Here is a 17038-nt window from a genome sequence, read left to right on the forward strand (position 1 = left end):
GTCTGACATCCTACAACATAAAACGATGATCAGGATAGATTAAATAATGACATATAAAAACGTAAACTAGGGAATCTAATTATAGGAGGTTTTAAGTATGAGAAATTATAAACGTGTCTTCATAATTGTTATGGATTCTGTAGGTATTGGAGAAGCCCCTGATGCAGAACAATTCAATGACACAGGTGCAGACACTCTGGGGCATATTGCTGCGTATATGAATGGCCTTCATATGCCAAACTTAGCTAGTTTAGGAATTAGTAATATAAAAGAAATTAAGGGAATTGAAAAGGCAGATCCACCAATTGCACACTTTACGAAAATGCAAGAGGCATCTAACGGAAAGGATACAATGACCGGGCACTGGGAACTAATGGGCTTAAATATTCAACAACCATTTCAAACATTTCCTGATGGTTTTCCTGAAGAATTACTGAACGAACTGGAAGAAAAATCAGGGAGGAAAGTTATTGGTAACAAGCCCGCATCAGGTACAGCAATTTTAGAAGAACTAGGTATGGAGCACATGAATACCGGAGCATTGATTGTCTATACTTCTGCTGATTCTGTTTTACAGATTGCAGCACACGAAGATATTGTTCCAATCGAAGAACAATATAGAATTTGTCAAATCGCACGTGAAATAACGCTGGATGAGAAATATATGGTGGGTCGAATAATTGCCCGCCCATTTGTAGGAAAGCCTGGCGCATTTCAACGTACTTCTAATCGTCATGATTACGCTTTGAAGCCATTTGGACGAACTGTAATGAATGAAATGAAGGATGCGGGTTATGACGTTATTGCATTAGGGAAAATCTCCGATATTTTTGATGGAGAAGGAGTTACTGAGTCAATACGTACTACCGATAATGAAGATGGAATGACAAAGTTAGTTGACACAATGCGCAAAGATTTCACGGGGCTCAGCTTTTTAAACTTGGTTGATTTTGACGCTAAGTTTGGACACAGACGAGATCCGGAAGGGTATGGAAAGGCCCTGGAAGCTTTCGATGCAAGACTTCCAGAGGTAATTAAAGAAATGAAAGAGGATGATCTATTAATTATTACTGCTGATCATGGTAATGACCCTTTACATGAAGGCACAGATCATACCCGTGAGTATGTACCTTTACTGGTACATCATACAGCAGTCACTAAAGGAACCGAATTGCCCATCAGGGAGACATTCGCTGATATTGGTGCTACCATCTCAGAAAACTTCAATATAAAAATGCCGGAATTTGGAACGAGCTTTCTGGAAGAATTAAAATAGAGAGGTTGGATTAAATGAACAATACTGCAGTTCAAGAGGCAAGTTCACATATACAGGAAAAAATGACAACCACACCGAAGATTGGTTTAATTCTAGGATCAGGGTTAGGAGTCCTGGGCGAAAAAATAAAAAATCAGATTACTATACCTTATAAGGATATTCCTCATTTTCCGGAATCAACCGTATCTGGTCACAAGGGACAACTGATTATAGGTAATCTGGAAGGTAAACAGGTAGTAGCAATGCAAGGACGATTTCACTATTATGAAGGGTACTCCATGCAGCAGGTAACCTTTCCAGTACGTGTAATGAAGCATTTGGGAATCGAATCTGTAATCGTTACAAATGCAGCAGGAGGAATTAACACCAGTTTTAGTCCGGGAAATTTAATGGTTATTACAGATCATATAAACAATATGGGAATAAATCCACTGATAGGGAAAAATGATGACCAATCAGGAGTTCGTTTTCCGGATATGTCACAGGCATATGATAAAGAATATATTAAACATGCAGAAGCTTGTGCAAGTAAGTTAGGGCTTTCTATAAAGAAGGGTGTCTATGTGGGTAACACTGGACCTGCATATGAAACACCGGCAGAAGTTAGGATGTTGAGACTACTGGGCGGAGATGCTGTCGGAATGTCCACAGTTCCGGAGGTGATGGTTGCTGCACATGCAGGAATACGTGTGTTGGGAATTTCGTGTATCTCAAACATGGCTGCAGGAATACTAGATCAACCGCTAACTCATAGCGAAGTAATCGAAACAACAGAAAAAGTCAGGGGAGACTTTTTGAATTTTCTGAAGGAAATTATTAACACATTGCCACAATAAAAGGAAGAGGTGATTGATAGATGAGAATGTATGATGTGATTGAGAAAAAAAGAGATGGACTGGAGTTAACATCAGAAGAAATCCAATTTTTTATCAATGGTTATACAAATGGAGATATTCCAGATTACCAAGTAAGCTCCTTATTAATGGCAATTTATTTTCAGGATATGACTAAAGATGAGAGAGCCAATTTGACACAAGCTATGGTTGAATCAGGTGATCAAATTGATCTTTCAGCTATATCGGGAATAAAGGTAGACAAACATTCCACCGGAGGCGTGGGAGACACTACCACTTTAATTCTAGCTCCATTAGTAGCTTCATTGGGCGTACCCGTTGCGAAAATGAGCGGAAGAGGATTAGGGCATACTGGTGGAACGATAGACAAGCTTGAGGCGGTGCCAGGTTTTCACGTTGAAATAACCAATGACCAATTTATTGAACTGGTAAACAAAAACAAGGTTGCAGTTATCGGTCAGTCTGGTAATTTAACACCTGCAGATAAGAAACTCTATAGCCTGAGAGATGTTACTGCAACAGTAAATTCTATTCCGCTGATTGCCAGCTCTATTATGAGCAAAAAAATAGCTTCAGGAGCAGACGCGATTGTTCTCGATGTTAAAACAGGTGCTGGAGCTTTTATGAAAGAGCTGGACGATGCTAGAGATTTAGCTGAAGCAATGGTTGCTATAGGCAATAAAGTAGGCAGAAATACGATGGCAGTTATTTCGGACATGAGTCAACCGCTTGGCAATGCTATTGGCAATGCATTAGAAGTAAAAGAGGCTATTGATACACTTCAAGGCAAAGGACCAGACGATTTAACGGAACTCTGTCTAACGTTGGGTAGTCAAATGGTCGTACTAGCTAGTAAAGCATCTAACATTGAAGAAGCTAGAATTAAATTAAGAGAAAATCTCTTAAATGGTAAGGCATTTGACCACTTTAAGCTTTTCCTTGAGTCACAGGGTGGAGATGTACGTGTTGCTGATCATCCTGAGACACTTCCACAAGCAGCGTATAAGATCGAGCTTCCAGCCAGAACATCTGGTACCGTTTCAGAAATTATCGCTGACGATATCGGCACAGCAGCAATGTTACTGGGTGCGGGTAGAGCAACGAAAGAATCTCAAATAGATCTTGCTGTGGGCATTGTACTACATAAGAAAGTAGGAGATGCTGTAGGAGTGGGAGAGTCCTTATTAACTATTCATGCAAATCAGGACTCAGTGGATGATGTAAAAGATAAACTTTATGCTAGTATAACGATATCAGAACACGTTACTGAAGCACCAACGTTAATTTATGACACAATCACAAAATAAAAGTTAAACCCCCTTTAAAAAGCACACATCGTTGTGCTTTTTTTGTTGTATAAAATACAACTGTAATGGCAATCCTAAAACTATATTGATTGTTGGAGGTAAAACTATGAAAAAATTTGTTTTAATCATTAGCATTATATTTTCAATAATTTTTGTTAGCACGATGTCTGTTTTGGGAGAAGAAAAAAAGAAAGATGAACCCGGTACGTTAAATCTAGCCCCAGATGCTAAATCAGCTATTCTCATTGAGAGAGACACTGGAAAAATACTTTTTGACAAGAATACGCAAGAAAAACTCCCTCCAGCTAGTATGACAAAAGTGATGACACTTTTGCTGATTATGGAAGCAATTGAAGAGGGAAATTTAAAGCTTGACGAAATTATTCGTGTGAGTGACTATGCAGCCTCAATGGGAGGTTCACAAATATTTTTGGAAGCTGGAGAAGAAATGTCTGTACTGGACCTGCTGAAAGGTGTGGCAATTGCGTCAGGCAATGATGCGAGTGTAGCTTTAGCAGAGAGAATAGCAGGCAGTGAAGATGCTTTCGTGAAAAAGATGAATGACAAACTTAAAGAACTAAACCTAAGTAATACAAAGTTTCAAAATACAACCGGTCTTCCTGCAGACAACCATTACTCTACGTCCTACGATATGGCGATCATCGCAAAAGAATTATTAAAATACGAAACTGTAACGGAATACACCTCAATTTATGAGGATTATTTAAGAAAAGGAGAGGAAAATGAATTTTGGTTAGTAAATACAAACAAACTGGTGAGGTTTTACCCTGGCGTTGATGGACTGAAAACAGGTTTTACCAATGAAGCAAAATATTGTTTGACGGCTACTGCTAAAAAGAATGATATGCGAGTTATCGCAGTTGTAATGGGGGCAGAAACTCCAAAAAAGAGAAATGCAACTATCTCTCAAATGTTGGATTATGCTTTTAATCATTTTGAAACAAAAAGACTATTTGATAAAAATCAAACGATAACCAATTTAAAACTTATGAAAGCTGAAAATAAAAGCATTAATATTATCGCTTCTGAATCAGTAAGCACCATTCATACGAGGGGCGAGTCTACAGAAAACGTAACTACAAAAGTTGAATTGGATGAGAATATGAGTCTTCCTATGAAAAAGGGTGATCAAGTGGGAGTTTTATATGTGAAAAATGGAGAGGAAATCCTTTCGAAAACCCCGTTAATAGTAGAGCAGGATGTAAATAAAGCATCTTATATAACATTCTTTAAGAGGTCTTTGCAAAAAATGGTGAAAAACAACTAATTACTTCTATTTTAGACGAATAACTTCTTCTTTTGTCACCGAGGAAGGATTTGGCCCACTAGATCGAGAAAGAGAACTTACAAAGCCATATTTAAGGAGGAGAAGTAATGGGCCTAAGTTCAAATTTTGATATTAAAGAAGATGTATTAATTGTAAGATTATCCGGCGAGCTGGATCACCATGAAGCAGAAGTGCTACGGAATAAATGGAAAGATATGATCTATAAAAATGCAGTTAAGCATGTCATATTAAACCTCGAGTCTGTCACCTTTATGGATAGTTCAGGATTGGGTGTTGTGCTTGGAAGATATAAAGAAGTGCTGCAGCTTGGAGGAGAAATGGTAGTATGTTCTATTTCTCCACCAGTCAAACGTTTATTTGAAATGTCCGGTTTATTTAAAATTATCCGTTTAGAAGAGAATGAGGAGTTTGCTTTAGTAACGTTGGGGGTGGCTTCATGAAAAATGAAATGTATGTTGAGTTTTCTAGTATTAGTGAAAATGAGTCATTTGCGCGGGTAGTCGTTGGATCGTTTATTACACAATTGGATCCTACAATGGATGAACTAACAGAAATCAAGACTGTAGTATCAGAAGCAGTAACAAATTCTATTATCCATGGTTACAACAACGAAGCACATCATAAAGTATCAATTTCCTGTACTTTATACGAAGGGGAAATCGAATTATCTATTAAAGATAACGGAGTTGGAATAGGTAATGTTGAGGAAGCTCGACAGCCACTCTATACATCGAAACCCGAGTTGGAAAGATCTGGAATGGGCTTTACAATTATAGAAAACTTTATGGATACCGTTGAGGTCATATCAAATCCTGGTAAAGGAACAACAGTTCACATGACAAAACAACTAACGAGAAGCAAGACTGTCTGTAATTAGGGATGCCTATGAATGTAAATGTTAAACAAAATAATCGCAAAGAGACCTTAACGGATGAACAGGTGAAAGATTATATATATAAAAGCCAGCATGGAGACAAACAAGCAAGAGATATCCTGGTGGAAAGAAACATTCGTCTTGTTTGGTCTGTTGTTCAACGGTTTATTAATAGAGGATATGATCCTGATGACTTATTTCAAATTGGCAGTATAGGTTTAATTAAATCAATCGATAAGTTTGATCTTTCGTATGATGTGCGGTTTTCCACGTATGCAGTTCCGATGATTATTGGAGAAATACAACGTTTTATAAGGGACGATGGTAGCGTAAAAGTAAGTCGTTCTCTTAAGGAAATAGGAAATAAAATCAGAAAAAAGAAAGATGAATTAACAAAACAGTTTGGAAGGTCACCTACTGTTAATGAAATTGCGGAAGAATTGGAAATTTCGCCAGAAGAAGTAGTACACGCGCAAGAGGCATCGAAATCACCGCACTCCATTCATGAAACCGTATTTGAAAACGACGGGGATCCTATTACATTAATCGATCAGATTGCTGAACAGGATACGAAATGGTTTGATAAGTTAACTTTGCAAGAAGCTATTAGAGGGTTAAACGAGCGGGAAAGACTGATTGTTTACTTGCGGTATTATAAAGATCAAACACAATCAGAAGTGGCTGAGAGGCTTGGAATATCACAAGTACAGGTATCACGATTAGAAAAGAAGATATTACAGGAAATGAAGAATAATATGGATCAATAGTTAAAAGTGATCGACGTGGAGCTTTGCAGGTTCTTTTCCTCATAATACATGCCAATAATTTAAGAAACCAAAACGGACACCACAATACGTGGTGTTTTTTTGTCCCTTAATTAACTGTGATAAAAATAGGGTTTCTGACAAATACTATCTTTGAAGACAAATTGTAGAGGATGACGTTCCAGTGACGGATATAGTTTATTTGCGTATGAAAAAAAATGTGGACCTTTCGTTCTTGCAAGATGTTCAACTTAAGCACATTGCGTATATATCAACTGCTTCAGTTCATAAAAAGAATCTGGAAAACACACCTATTTATCGAATAACCAAAAAAGATTTGAATGTAGTTATTATAGATAGTTTTTTAATTATAGACCATTTAACAACCTTGTATGAAGGACTTGAATTTCAGTTATTAGGACCTGCACAGACCATAATACGCATATCTAAAAATAAAAAGCCACCATCCATTATAATAGTGGCATGTGTATGGTTGCTTCTATTTATTGGAGCGGCAATGACAATTATGAATTTCCATTACGATGTAAGTATGCAGGAAGTCCAACAAAAACTTCATTTCATACTTACAGGTGATCAAAAGGAATTTCCTTTATGGATACAAATACCATATTCGTTTGGACTGGGAATAGGAATGCTGTTATTTTTCAATCATTGGTTTAACAAGCGATTTAATGAAGAGCCAAGCCCGCTGGAGGTAGAAATTTACAACTATCAACAAGATCTGGATAACTATATAAATCATTATGAAAACGAGTTAAATGATACAGAACCTCCTAGCTAATTTCATTCAGATCCTCATTGGTTTTGGTGGCGGTCTTGCAGTGGGCAGTGGCTTTGTTGCTTTTTTAACAGTGTTAGGTATCATTCCAAGGTTGATACAGCTCAGCAAAACAGAAAGATTGCTAAAAGTGTATGGGGCTTGCGTCATCGCAGGTACGCTGTTTGGGACATACTTCTCTTTTACGAATTTAACCTGGAATCAACCAATCATTATTTTAATAATTTGGGGGATTTTTCATGGCATATTTAACGGAATGCTGGCAGCTGCTTTAACAGAGGTTTTAAATGTATTTCCCATATTATACAAAAGAATTGGGATAGATCAACATACATTGTGGTTATTGATGGCTTTTGTTTTCGGCAAAATTGCCGGGTCGTTATTTCAATGGATGTATTTTGTGAAATGACTGTGTAGTTGGATTGGAGAGTTTGATTATGAAAAAAAACAAGCGAATGACAAATAAAAAACCAATTTCTTTAAAAGTCCTAGAGAATGAAGCTTACATGAAGGAGCGGCTGGGTTTAGGTGTATCATTTGATCTTGGGTTCCGGGAAATAACATTGCTTAAAAGGAATATCCAAATCTACTACCTAACAGGATTATGTGATTCATCTATAATACAAGAACTATTAAAAGTCCTGGTAGCAATTAATGATAATGAAATCAGCTCAAAAAAATTACCTGAAATAATTGAGAACCGTTTAATTCATCAACAGGTTGATCATATAGAGACAATGGATGAGGCGGTAGATCAGGTGTTATCAGGACTGATTGTATTATTTATCAATGATGAAAAATTTGCATTTGTAATTGATGTTCGTAATTATCCTGGAAGAACACCTGAAGAACCTGATACCGAGAGAGTTATAAGGGGTTCCAGAGATGGTTTTACGGAAAATATAATTGAGAATACAGCCTTAACTAGAAGAAGAATACGGGATGAAAGATTACGACATGAAATGTTGAAAGTGGGAGAACGTTCAAAAACGGATGTTTGTGTCAGCTACCTGCAGGACGTGGCTGATGAAGGTCTAGTAACGAAAATAAAGGATAAAATAAAAGCCATTGAAATTGATGGAATTACAATGGCAGATAAATCACTAGAAGAATTCATTATTGATCGGAAGTGGAATATATTTCCTTTAGTAAGATATACAGAAAGGCCAGATGTTGCTGCAAATCATTTATTGGAAGGTCATGTAATCATAATTGTTGATACATCCCCGAGTGCCATCATTTTACCGACAACCTTTTTTCATCACTTGCAGCATGCTGAAGAATACAGGCAAGCACCAGCAATTGGAACATTTGTCAGATGGGTAAGATTTCTAGCCGTCTTAGCTTCCATATACCTCCTTCCGCTGTGGCTGCTTTTTGTTATTGATCCTGATCTTTTGCCGAAAGAGCTGGCGTATATAGGTCCTAACGAAATTGGAAATATTCCAGTTACAATCCAAATTATCATGGCAATACTAGGAATAGAATTTTTAAGAATGGCTGCCATACACACACCGACACCGCTCGCTACTGCGATGGGTCTCATTGCAGCAGTTTTAATAGGGCAAATTGCTATTGACGTAGGGATGTTCAGTCCAGAGGTGATTTTATATGTAGCGATCAGTGCAATTGGTTCCTATGTTACCCCGAGTTATGAATTGAGTGTTGCTAATAAAGTATTAAATATAATATTGGTACTAATTACGGGGTTATTTGGATTTTTCGGCTTTATCATTGGTATGCTGGTCCATATATTGTTTCTAGCTTCTCTCAGGTCAATAAGAACCCCTTATTTATGGCCGTTTTTACCTTTTAATGCAAAGGCTATGATGCATATTATATTGCGCATACCAGTACCATTATCAAATAGTAGGCCTAGTATTGTTCACCCAAAAAATAATTACCGGCAGCCTAAATAGAAATTATAGGTGCTCCATTACAGGGTATGTAAATGGAATGGGATACCAACCATGATTCAAGGGCTTAGAAATATTAGCTCTTTTGTTTTTTACTTCAATGTGGTAAAGTAATTTTTATCGCAAGTTAATGAGGGTTTCTTAACATTTGCATAATGAAGTTTAACTTATAGTTTTTATAAGGGGACGGAGGGAAATGAATGATCATCGATAACCACCCATTCAAGGTAAATCAAAATGGCCATTTGGAGATAGGTGGTCTAGATACAACGATGTTAGCTGAAAACTACGGAACACCACTCTATGTTTATGACGTTTCAATGATTCGCAGTAATTGCAGGGAATTTTTAAAGACCTTCAATCAATTAGGTGTCAGAGGAAAAGTTGCCTATGCAAGTAAAGCGTTTTCTTCGATAGCAATGATCCAGGTGATAAAACAAGAAGGCTTGTGTTTGGACGTCGTATCTGAAGGCGAATTATATACAGCTTTACAAGCAGACTTTCCTCCTGAACGAATTCACTTGCATGGTAACAATAAAAGTATACAGGAACTTACTATGGCAATAGAGCATAATATCGGTTGTATTGTTGTTGACAATTTTCATGAAATAAAGCTTATCGAGAAAATTCTTTATGAACTGGACAAGCAAGTTGATGTGCTGATGCGTGTTACCCCGGGAATAGAATCTAAAACGCATCACTATATTATGACTGGTAATGAAGATTCAAAATTTGGATTTAACTTAAAGAATGGGCAGGCAGAGGAAGCTTTTAAAGCACTCTATAAGCATGATTTGATACGATTTAAAGGGTTGCATTGTCACATTGGCTCCCAGATATTTGAAACAGACCGCTTCTTAGTTGCGACAAAAGTACTTTTCAACACATTAGCGGAATGGAATAAATTATATAAATACGAACCAGAAGTATTAAACCTTGGTGGAGGGTTTGGCATCCGCTATACAGCGGCAGATTCACCAATACCATACAGTACTTATGTAGATGCACTTATCCATGATGTGCAACATCATGTAGAAGAACTGAATATTCCTATGCCTGAGATATGGATTGAGCCAGGGCGGGCAATTGCTGGTAATGCCGGTATTACGCTTTACACAGTTGGTTCCATGAAAAACATACCTGGAATCCGTAACTATATATCGATTGATGGTGGGATGACAGATAATTTGAGACCAGCATTATATCAAGCAAAATATGAGGGCGTTATCGCCAATAAAGCGAATCATAAACCAACAGATGTGGTTTCTGTAGCTGGAAAATGCTGCGAGTCTGGAGACATGCTTATTTGGGATCTGCCTGTTCCGGCTGTTGAAGATGGGGATCACTTGGCTGTTTTCTCTACAGGTGCCTACGGTTATTCTATGGCAAGTCATTATAATCGCTTACCAAAACCTGCAGTAGTTTTTGTGGAAAACGGGAAAGAAAAATTGGTTGTTCAAAGAGAAAACTATAAAGATGTTGTTCAACATGATGTAGCATATTTTTAACAGAGCTATTAAAAGATCTTCTTTTTCAGTTATGAGATAAACACAGTTTTGGTTGGGGAAATGATTTTCGTTTAACCGGTCTATTGCCTTTTGTCTTTAGCCTTTTTTTGCTATAATATTCAGTAGTGTATGAACACGCTGGGTAATAATTGGTTTAAAAGTCAGGTTATGAAGCGAGAGGAGTTGCTAGTGGCATACGATCCATCTGCAGTGTAAAGAAATGTTGAGTAGTTTACTAAAGTAAATGATAAATTAAACATAATTCTTATAATTAATAAAAGGGGATGACGTAATGAGTAAAAGAGGATATATAGTAATGGAAAATGGTAATAAGATTGAATTTGAACTTTACCCTAATGAAGCACCGAATACGGTGGCTAACTTTGAAAAGCTAGCAAACGACAACTTCTATGATGGACTAACATTTCATCGCGTAATAGATGGATTCGTCAGCCAGGGAGGATGCCCAACTGGAAATGGCACAGGCTCTGCCGGTTACACAATTAAATGTGAAACAGAAGGAAATCCGCATAAACACGTGGAAGGATCATTATCTATGGCACATGCCGGTAAAGATACAGGAAGCTGCCAATTTTTTATAGTTCATGATTCACAGCCACATCTAGATGGTGTCCATACTGTATTTGGTCAGGTTACTTCTGGTATTGAATTTGCAAAGGACATGAAAAACGGGGATGTTATGAAAGAAATGAAAGTATTTGCTGAATAATTATCTTTCTGTAAATATGAAATAGTGAAACATTATAAGTGGGGTTTCTATTATAATTCGAAATTCTGAGGGGGGTATCTATGGATATATATTTATTGTTATACCTCTTGTTTATAGTAGCTCCACTTAGTACTTTCTTACATGAAATAGGTCATGCTTTTGCAGCGCGTACTGTAAAAGCAGATCATATTTCATTATCTGTTGGCTCAGGAAATTTAATAAAGACTATTTATCTGGAAAAATTAAAAATTAACATACATATAATCTATTTTTTAGGTGGGCTGGCTAAAAGCCAAAGAAAAATCCCATACAAGAATTTAGAAATTGCCTGGGTTACCATAGCTGGCCCGATTATAAATGGGATCGCAGCTTTTCTTGTATTTTACCTATATACCATGTTTCCGAATAATTATTTACAATTGTTATTTTTATTTAACTGCTGGATTGCTATCATAAACATTCTCCCCTTTAAAATTAAAGGGAAACAGACTGATGGGTATACCATCCTTCAGGTCATTACACAAAAAGAATCAGTATTATAATTTCACAAAAAATGTTAGTATTAATTATAAGAATAATGGTAATGCTAGTTTGTATACTCTGACTCTATTCGTAATGATTGTTGCTTTTTAATTGTCATAGTTGATTAAACTGCAGGCGTAAATCGTTCCTGACATAGCTACTGCCAAGCAAATTTAATGAAGCACAGCAAGCAAGAAAACATTGCAACTACGTCACAGTTTATAGATTTTGTTTCAAAACAAAATCTGTTTTCAGTGAGTCGACTAACCACAAATAGGCTTCATTGGAATTCTGTTATGTATTTTGTACCGTACCGAGTAATCGCAAGTACAGTCCCAATCTTCTAGAAAACAGCACATACTTTCTTTAGTTAACTAGTAGATTCTGGATTGACAAATAATCGTAACAATGCATAAATATATATACATACTCAAAAAGTCCTGATAATAAAAACGTCTGAAATATGTTGTTTAGTTCAGAATTATAATTAAAGCACATAATAATTTGCATAGCTGTGTAAGTTATTTTGTTAATGAGGGGTATCTATGTTAATTCGCTATAAAAAGAATCTAGAAAAGATTGCAATGGGATTACTTTCTTTTATGCCAGAAGAAAAAGATGTAAAAAAATTGCTACAGACAATAAAAGAATATGAAACAAATCCGAACTGGCATCTATTTCTATGGAAAGAAGATGATGTCTTAGGTGCTATAGGTCTGCGTATAGATAATGAAATAAATGCTGTGATTCAACATATATCTGTAAATCCTTCTCATCGTAATTTGGGTATCGGAAAAAAAATGGTTAATGAAATTAATAAGCTATATGAAGAGAAATATGCTGTTTGTGCAAGTGAGAGCACACAGCAGTTTTATACGAAGTGTGACGAACCGGAAGAAGGAAATGATAAGGAATAACCTCCAAAAGCCAGCCTGAAGAAGGGCTGGCTTTTCCTACCTGGACTGGACGATAGATTTTACCAATAAATAAAACCTGTGCGTATCACCTAATAGTAGTTTTAAAGAAAAGGAATGATACTTTATGAATCAGTCTTATCACGTTAAGTTAGATGCCTTCGAAGGGCCACTGGATTTATTACTGCATTTAATCAATCAATATGAAATAGATATTTATGATATACCAGTTTCACAAATTACTGAACAATATATGAATTATATTCACACGATGCAAAGATTAGAGTTAAATATTGCTAGCGAATACTTGGTCATGGCTGCCACCCTGATTGCTATTAAAAGTAACATGTTACTTCCTAAACAAGAGTTCAATGATGTTCCAGATGATTATATGGAAGATCCAAGGGAAGAGTTGATGCAGCGGTTAATTGAGTATAGAAAGTATAAAGAAGCAGCTGAAAACTTTAAAGATATTGAGACAGATGCCAATCAAATTTTTACCAGGCCTCCGGCTTTGTTTGATGACATCGTTTCCGTTGCACCGCCAATGATCCAAGGTGATGTTTCCATTTACGAAATGTTAGGTGCTTTGGGCAAAATGTTTGAACGTAAAAAATGGAATGAGCCATTGGATACAAAGGTTAAAAGAGCAGAGATCTCAATTGAACAACGGATGGAAGATGTCATGCGGATTGTAAAAAAGACGAAAGAGGGAGTTTTATTTGATCGGTTATTTACAAGTAATTCCCGCTCACAACTAGTTGTTACTTTTTTAGCATTGTTGGAACTGATGAAAAATAATGAAGTTTATTGTATACAAAAAAATCACTTTGAGGAATTATACGTTTGTTCTATGGGGGCTTAAATCGTGGAGATAACAGAATTAAAAGCAATTCTAGAAGGCTTATTGTTTGTCAGTGGAGATGAAGGTATTACTATTAAACAGTTATCGGAAATCATAGGTGTATCAGATTCCGTCTTAGAGCATCTGTTGGAAGAATTGAAATATGACTACGAACGAACTGATCGGGGTTTTATGATTATGCAATCGAATCGAGTATATCATTTAACTACAAAACCTGAACACAGCAGTTATTTTAAGAAACTATTAGAAACTCCTCAACCGACTAAAATGTCTCAAGCTGCATTGGAAACACTTGCTATTATTGCTTACAAACAGCCAATTACAAGAACCGAGATTGAAGAAATACGAGGAGTGAAAAGTGATGGGCCCGTGCAGACCTTACTAGTCAGATTTTTGATTGAGGAGGTAGGTCGAAGGGATAGTGTCGGCAGACCCGCACTCTTTGGTACGACTAAGGATTTTTTGACTTATTTCGGCTTAACATCACTTGATGAATTACCGCCATTGTCGGAAAGCGCTGAAACAGACGATTTGGAACAAGAGGCAGACCTGTTTTTTGAACGTTTTAATCAATCAGAAGAAAAAAAGGCAGTAGATTAATGATAGTACAATATTTCCCCCACAATAACTTGTTATTGTGGTTTTTTTATACACGGTATAAAGTAGGTGGGCATATGCTACATCGAGGTGATTAGATGGAGATTAATAAGGAACAAGATTATCTAACTAGTCTGATTGAATGGGGAGATAAGGTTAAAAATACATTAAAGAGTAAGGATTTCGATGCCGGTACTTCGTCTGAGTTGGTGGAACAAATAGAAGATTGGCAAACTCATATCAAAAATAACATGAAGAGAAATCATGTTCCGACAATTGAAGAAATAGACCTGTTACAAACAGAAGGCCAACGAATATTATCTGCAATTAAGAGTAAAACAGGAGTTAGCGGGCAGGCAGATAAACAAATTCCATTTGGCAAACATCAACTCCCACCACTCCCTTATTCGTATAATGCATTAGAGCCTTATATCAGTGAGGAAATCATGCGCTTGCACCACGCTGAACATCATCAGTCCTATGTAGATGGTTTAAATGAGGCGGAGAGCGTGATCTATAAAAAAAAACCGGATGAAAAACTAATGAAACATTGGATGAGGGAACAGGCCTTTCATGGGTCTGGTCATAATTTGCATACTATTTTCTGGTACAATATGACCCCTGATTCAAGTAAAAGGCCCTCTGGTGAAATTCTGGAAAGTATTAAGCAGGATTTCGGGAGCTGGAATAGCTTTAAGGATTTGTTTACTACTGTTGCTGCATCTGTGGAGGGTGATGGCTGGGCTGTACTATTATGGAATCCCCGAAGCAGAAGGCTAGCAGTGCAGTCATTTGAAAAACATCAATTATTTCAACTGGCTGATTCTATTCCATTACTAGTGTTGGATGTTTGGGAACATGCCTATTATTTACAATACAAAACGGATAAGAAAGACTATATAACTAATTGGTGGAATGTAGTAAATTGGCAAAATGTAAATGATCGTTACAATAAAGCAAAAAAAATAAAGTGGCCTGAGTACTAAGCTAATTTCTAGTATGGTTTCCCGCAGACAGTGGAAAAAGTATGTGAACTAATTATTTATTTAAAAAAATCATATCAATTTATCTCATGCATAAAATATACAGACATACTATCTGTGGGAGGAAACCTACTATGCGATTTATTATATGTATTTGTATTATGCTATTATTTTTCAGTTTTAGTAACCCTATTATTGGACAGGCAAAACCAGGTGTCTCTGGAAACAATGCTGTATTAATAGAGCAATCTACTGGAAGAGTCTTATTTGAAAAAAAAGCCCATGAAAAAGAATCCATTGCGAGTATCACCAAGATAATGACAGGAATCATTGCGGTGGAATCCGGAAAAATGTCTGAGAAGGCTAAGGTAAGCCGAAAAGCTATCTATACTGAAGGTTCCTCTATTTACTTGGAACAGGGAGAGAAAATCACAATTGAAGATCTTGTCTATGGCTTAATGTTGAGGTCCGGAAATGACGCAGCGGTCGCAATTGGTGAACACTTAGGTGGTAGCGAAGAAGGTTTTGTTTATTTAATGAATGAAAAAGCTAAATGGCTTGGTATGACAAATACCAACTTTGAAAATCCCCATGGATTGGATTCGGACAACCACTATTCAACTGCATATGATATGGCATTATTAATGCGGTATGCAATGAAAAATGAAGAGTTCCGATCGATAACGGGAGCAACTGCCTACAAGTCTGATAACAGAACATATAGTTGGCAGAACAAGAATAAATTACTAACCCAATTCTATGAGTATTGCACTGGTGGAAAAACAGGATACACAAGGAAAACGGGAAGAACCTTAGTTACAACTGCAACTAAAGATGGAATGGATCTGATAGCTGTTACATTAAATGCTTCAGATGATTGGCGTGACCATATATCTATGTTTGAGTGGGGTTTCAAAAACTATACGATGGAATCCATTATAGAAAAAGGAGATAAGAATTTTAGACTTATTGGATTAGATGAAGTTACTACAGGTTATTTACAAGAAGATATCTTGTATCCTCTTACTGAAGCTGAAAATGTAGAAACACGATCCTATATAGTAAAAGATACGATTGACCAAGAAGATAGTATAATAGGTAAAACCATTTTTTATTTAGATGACAGCCCTATACTTGAAACTCCTATTTTCTCAGGTAAAGCTCTTGTGAAACAGAGTAATTTAGTCTCCCAAATGAAATCTGTTTTTAAACAGATACTAGGGGCAAATTAAACATGGTTAATGTTATATGGGCCTGTATGGCCATTATTGGTATTATTTATGCCATGTTTAATGGAACAATGGATAAAGTAAATGAAGCAGTGTTTGAAAGTGCCAATGAAGCTGTTACATTATCAATCGGTTTAATTAGTGTATTAGTATTTTGGTTGGGAATTATGAAGGTTGCTGAAAAAGCAGGTATATTACATGCATTAACTAAATTATTCAGGCCATTAGTAACCAGACTGTTTCCTGACATTCCTGAAGATCATCCTGCAATGGGATATATTTTATCGAATTTTACTGCGAATATGTTTGGATTAGGGAATGCAGCAACGCCGATGGGAATCAAGGCGATGGAACAGATGAAGCAATTAAGTGGAAGTGACACTGCTTCAAGGTCAATGATAACTTTCCTAGCACTAAATACTTCCAGTCTGACATTAATTCCTACTACGGTAATAGCAATTCGAATGCAGTACAATTCTATTTCTCCTACCGAAATTGTTGGCACAACAATTATTGCTACTATCATATCCTCAGTTTGTGCAATTTTGATTGACCGTTTTTATTACTACAAAAGTGTTTGGAGGAAGTGAA

Annotated in this window: 19 protein-coding genes; all 19 read left to right on the forward strand. The window is 36.5% G+C overall.

The features are described 5' to 3' along the window. Window positions 1–97 precede the first annotated feature (97 nt). Window positions 98–1276, forward strand: a complete 1179-nt coding sequence (deoB, locus tag QGM71_RS02370) for a phosphopentomutase (protein WP_327605903.1) — start codon at window positions 98–100, stop codon at window positions 1274–1276. Between the two features lie 14 nt (window positions 1277–1290). After that, the gene (locus tag QGM71_RS02375) at window positions 1291–2112 is read left to right on the forward strand and encodes a purine-nucleoside phosphorylase (protein ID WP_327605904.1); all 822 of its coding nucleotides are present in this window, start codon (window positions 1291–1293) and stop codon (window positions 2110–2112) included. A gap of 20 nt (window positions 2113–2132) precedes the next feature. Beyond that, window positions 2133–3437 carry a pyrimidine-nucleoside phosphorylase gene (locus QGM71_RS02380; protein ID WP_327605905.1) on the forward strand — a complete coding sequence of 435 codons (1305 nt, stop codon included), beginning with the start codon at window positions 2133–2135 and terminating at the stop codon, window positions 3435–3437. A 106-nt stretch (window positions 3438–3543) separates the two neighbouring features. Then, window positions 3544–4725, forward strand: coding sequence for a D-alanyl-D-alanine carboxypeptidase family protein (locus QGM71_RS02385; RefSeq protein WP_327605906.1), 1182 nt, complete (start codon window positions 3544–3546; stop codon window positions 4723–4725). 107 nt (window positions 4726–4832) lie between these two features. Beyond that, the gene (spoIIAA, locus tag QGM71_RS02390) at window positions 4833–5186 is read left to right on the forward strand and encodes an anti-sigma F factor antagonist (RefSeq protein ID WP_327605907.1); all 354 of its coding nucleotides are present in this window, start codon (window positions 4833–4835) and stop codon (window positions 5184–5186) included. Beyond that, window positions 5183–5623: an anti-sigma F factor gene (gene spoIIAB, locus QGM71_RS02395; RefSeq protein WP_327605908.1), complete on the forward strand. Its 441-nt coding sequence runs from the start codon at window positions 5183–5185 to the stop codon at window positions 5621–5623. The genes spoIIAA and spoIIAB overlap by 4 nt, the downstream gene beginning before the upstream one ends. 8 nt (window positions 5624–5631) lie before the next feature. Then, window positions 5632–6387 carry an RNA polymerase sporulation sigma factor SigF gene (gene sigF, locus QGM71_RS02400; RefSeq protein ID WP_327605909.1) on the forward strand — a complete coding sequence of 252 codons (756 nt, stop codon included), beginning with the start codon at window positions 5632–5634 and terminating at the stop codon, window positions 6385–6387. A 181-nt stretch (window positions 6388–6568) separates the two neighbouring features. Continuing rightward, on the forward strand, window positions 6569–7186 hold the full coding sequence (locus QGM71_RS02405) for a stage V sporulation protein AA (RefSeq protein ID WP_327605910.1): 618 nt from the start codon (window positions 6569–6571) through the stop codon (window positions 7184–7186). Next, the gene (locus QGM71_RS02410) at window positions 7164–7592 is read left to right on the forward strand and encodes a stage V sporulation protein AB (RefSeq protein ID WP_327605911.1); all 429 of its coding nucleotides are present in this window, start codon (window positions 7164–7166) and stop codon (window positions 7590–7592) included. Before QGM71_RS02405 ends, QGM71_RS02410 begins: the two co-directional genes overlap by 23 nt. 28 nt (window positions 7593–7620) lie before the next feature. Then, window positions 7621–9102 carry a spore germination protein gene (locus QGM71_RS02415; protein WP_327605912.1) on the forward strand — a complete coding sequence of 494 codons (1482 nt, stop codon included), beginning with the start codon at window positions 7621–7623 and terminating at the stop codon, window positions 9100–9102. 197 nt (window positions 9103–9299) lie between these two features. After that, the gene (gene lysA, locus QGM71_RS02420; protein WP_327605913.1) at window positions 9300–10607 is read left to right on the forward strand and encodes a diaminopimelate decarboxylase; all 1308 of its coding nucleotides are present in this window, start codon (window positions 9300–9302) and stop codon (window positions 10605–10607) included. 292 nt (window positions 10608–10899) lie between these two features. Then, on the forward strand, window positions 10900–11337 hold the full coding sequence (locus tag QGM71_RS02425; RefSeq protein ID WP_327605914.1) for a peptidylprolyl isomerase: 438 nt from the start codon (window positions 10900–10902) through the stop codon (window positions 11335–11337). An 80-nt stretch (window positions 11338–11417) separates the two neighbouring features. Further along, window positions 11418–11879, forward strand: a complete 462-nt coding sequence (locus QGM71_RS02430) for a site-2 protease family protein (RefSeq protein ID WP_327605915.1) — start codon at window positions 11418–11420, stop codon at window positions 11877–11879. A gap of 525 nt (window positions 11880–12404) precedes the next feature. Then, complete coding sequence (locus QGM71_RS02435; protein ID WP_327605916.1) at window positions 12405–12776, forward strand: GNAT family N-acetyltransferase; 372 nt, start codon at window positions 12405–12407, stop codon at window positions 12774–12776. A 124-nt stretch (window positions 12777–12900) separates the two neighbouring features. After that, the gene (locus tag QGM71_RS02440) at window positions 12901–13638 is read left to right on the forward strand and encodes a segregation/condensation protein A (protein ID WP_327605917.1); all 738 of its coding nucleotides are present in this window, start codon (window positions 12901–12903) and stop codon (window positions 13636–13638) included. Window positions 13639–13641: 3 nt separating this feature from the next. After that, window positions 13642–14238, forward strand: a complete 597-nt coding sequence (gene scpB / locus QGM71_RS02445; RefSeq protein ID WP_327605918.1) for an SMC-Scp complex subunit ScpB — start codon at window positions 13642–13644, stop codon at window positions 14236–14238. A 95-nt stretch (window positions 14239–14333) separates the two neighbouring features. Then, complete coding sequence (locus QGM71_RS02450) at window positions 14334–15221, forward strand: superoxide dismutase (protein ID WP_327605919.1); 888 nt, start codon at window positions 14334–14336, stop codon at window positions 15219–15221. A 131-nt stretch (window positions 15222–15352) separates the two neighbouring features. Then, entirely contained in the window at window positions 15353–16450 is a 1098-nt protein-coding gene (locus QGM71_RS02455; RefSeq protein ID WP_327605920.1) for a D-alanyl-D-alanine carboxypeptidase family protein, read from the forward strand. Between the two features lie 2 nt (window positions 16451–16452). Then, window positions 16453–17037, forward strand: coding sequence for a nucleoside recognition domain-containing protein (locus tag QGM71_RS02460; RefSeq protein ID WP_327605921.1), 585 nt, complete (start codon window positions 16453–16455; stop codon window positions 17035–17037). Window position 17038: the final 1 nt, after the last annotated feature.

Source organism: Virgibacillus tibetensis (genome assembly GCF_036026595.1).
Classification (GTDB): domain Bacteria; phylum Bacillota; class Bacilli; order Bacillales; family Amphibacillaceae; genus Virgibacillus_P; species Virgibacillus_P tibetensis.

Coding starts and splice junctions, on each gene's coding strand:
- spoIIAB (WP_327605908.1), top strand. CDS start 5,183: ATGAAAAATGAAATGTATGTTGAGTTTTCTAGTATTAGTGAAAATGAG.
- QGM71_RS02410 (WP_327605911.1), top strand. CDS start 7,164: ATGATACAGAACCTCCTAGCTAATTTCATTCAGATCCTCATTGGTTTT.
- QGM71_RS02450 (WP_327605919.1), top strand. CDS start 14,334: ATGGAGATTAATAAGGAACAAGATTATCTAACTAGTCTGATTGAATGG.
- QGM71_RS02385 (WP_327605906.1), top strand. CDS start 3,544: ATGAAAAAATTTGTTTTAATCATTAGCATTATATTTTCAATAATTTTT.
- QGM71_RS02415 (WP_327605912.1), top strand. CDS start 7,621: ATGAAAAAAAACAAGCGAATGACAAATAAAAAACCAATTTCTTTAAAA.
- QGM71_RS02435 (WP_327605916.1), top strand. CDS start 12,405: ATGTTAATTCGCTATAAAAAGAATCTAGAAAAGATTGCAATGGGATTA.
- deoB (WP_327605903.1), top strand. CDS start 98: ATGAGAAATTATAAACGTGTCTTCATAATTGTTATGGATTCTGTAGGT.
- QGM71_RS02380 (WP_327605905.1), top strand. CDS start 2,133: ATGAGAATGTATGATGTGATTGAGAAAAAAAGAGATGGACTGGAGTTA.
- QGM71_RS02375 (WP_327605904.1), top strand. CDS start 1,291: ATGAACAATACTGCAGTTCAAGAGGCAAGTTCACATATACAGGAAAAA.
- lysA (WP_327605913.1), top strand. CDS start 9,300: ATGATCATCGATAACCACCCATTCAAGGTAAATCAAAATGGCCATTTG.
- sigF (WP_327605909.1), top strand. CDS start 5,632: ATGAATGTAAATGTTAAACAAAATAATCGCAAAGAGACCTTAACGGAT.
- QGM71_RS02460 (WP_327605921.1), top strand. CDS start 16,453: ATGGTTAATGTTATATGGGCCTGTATGGCCATTATTGGTATTATTTAT.
- QGM71_RS02425 (WP_327605914.1), top strand. CDS start 10,900: ATGAGTAAAAGAGGATATATAGTAATGGAAAATGGTAATAAGATTGAA.
- spoIIAA (WP_327605907.1), top strand. CDS start 4,833: ATGGGCCTAAGTTCAAATTTTGATATTAAAGAAGATGTATTAATTGTA.
- QGM71_RS02455 (WP_327605920.1), top strand. CDS start 15,353: ATGCGATTTATTATATGTATTTGTATTATGCTATTATTTTTCAGTTTT.
- QGM71_RS02440 (WP_327605917.1), top strand. CDS start 12,901: ATGAATCAGTCTTATCACGTTAAGTTAGATGCCTTCGAAGGGCCACTG.
- QGM71_RS02430 (WP_327605915.1), top strand. CDS start 11,418: ATGGATATATATTTATTGTTATACCTCTTGTTTATAGTAGCTCCACTT.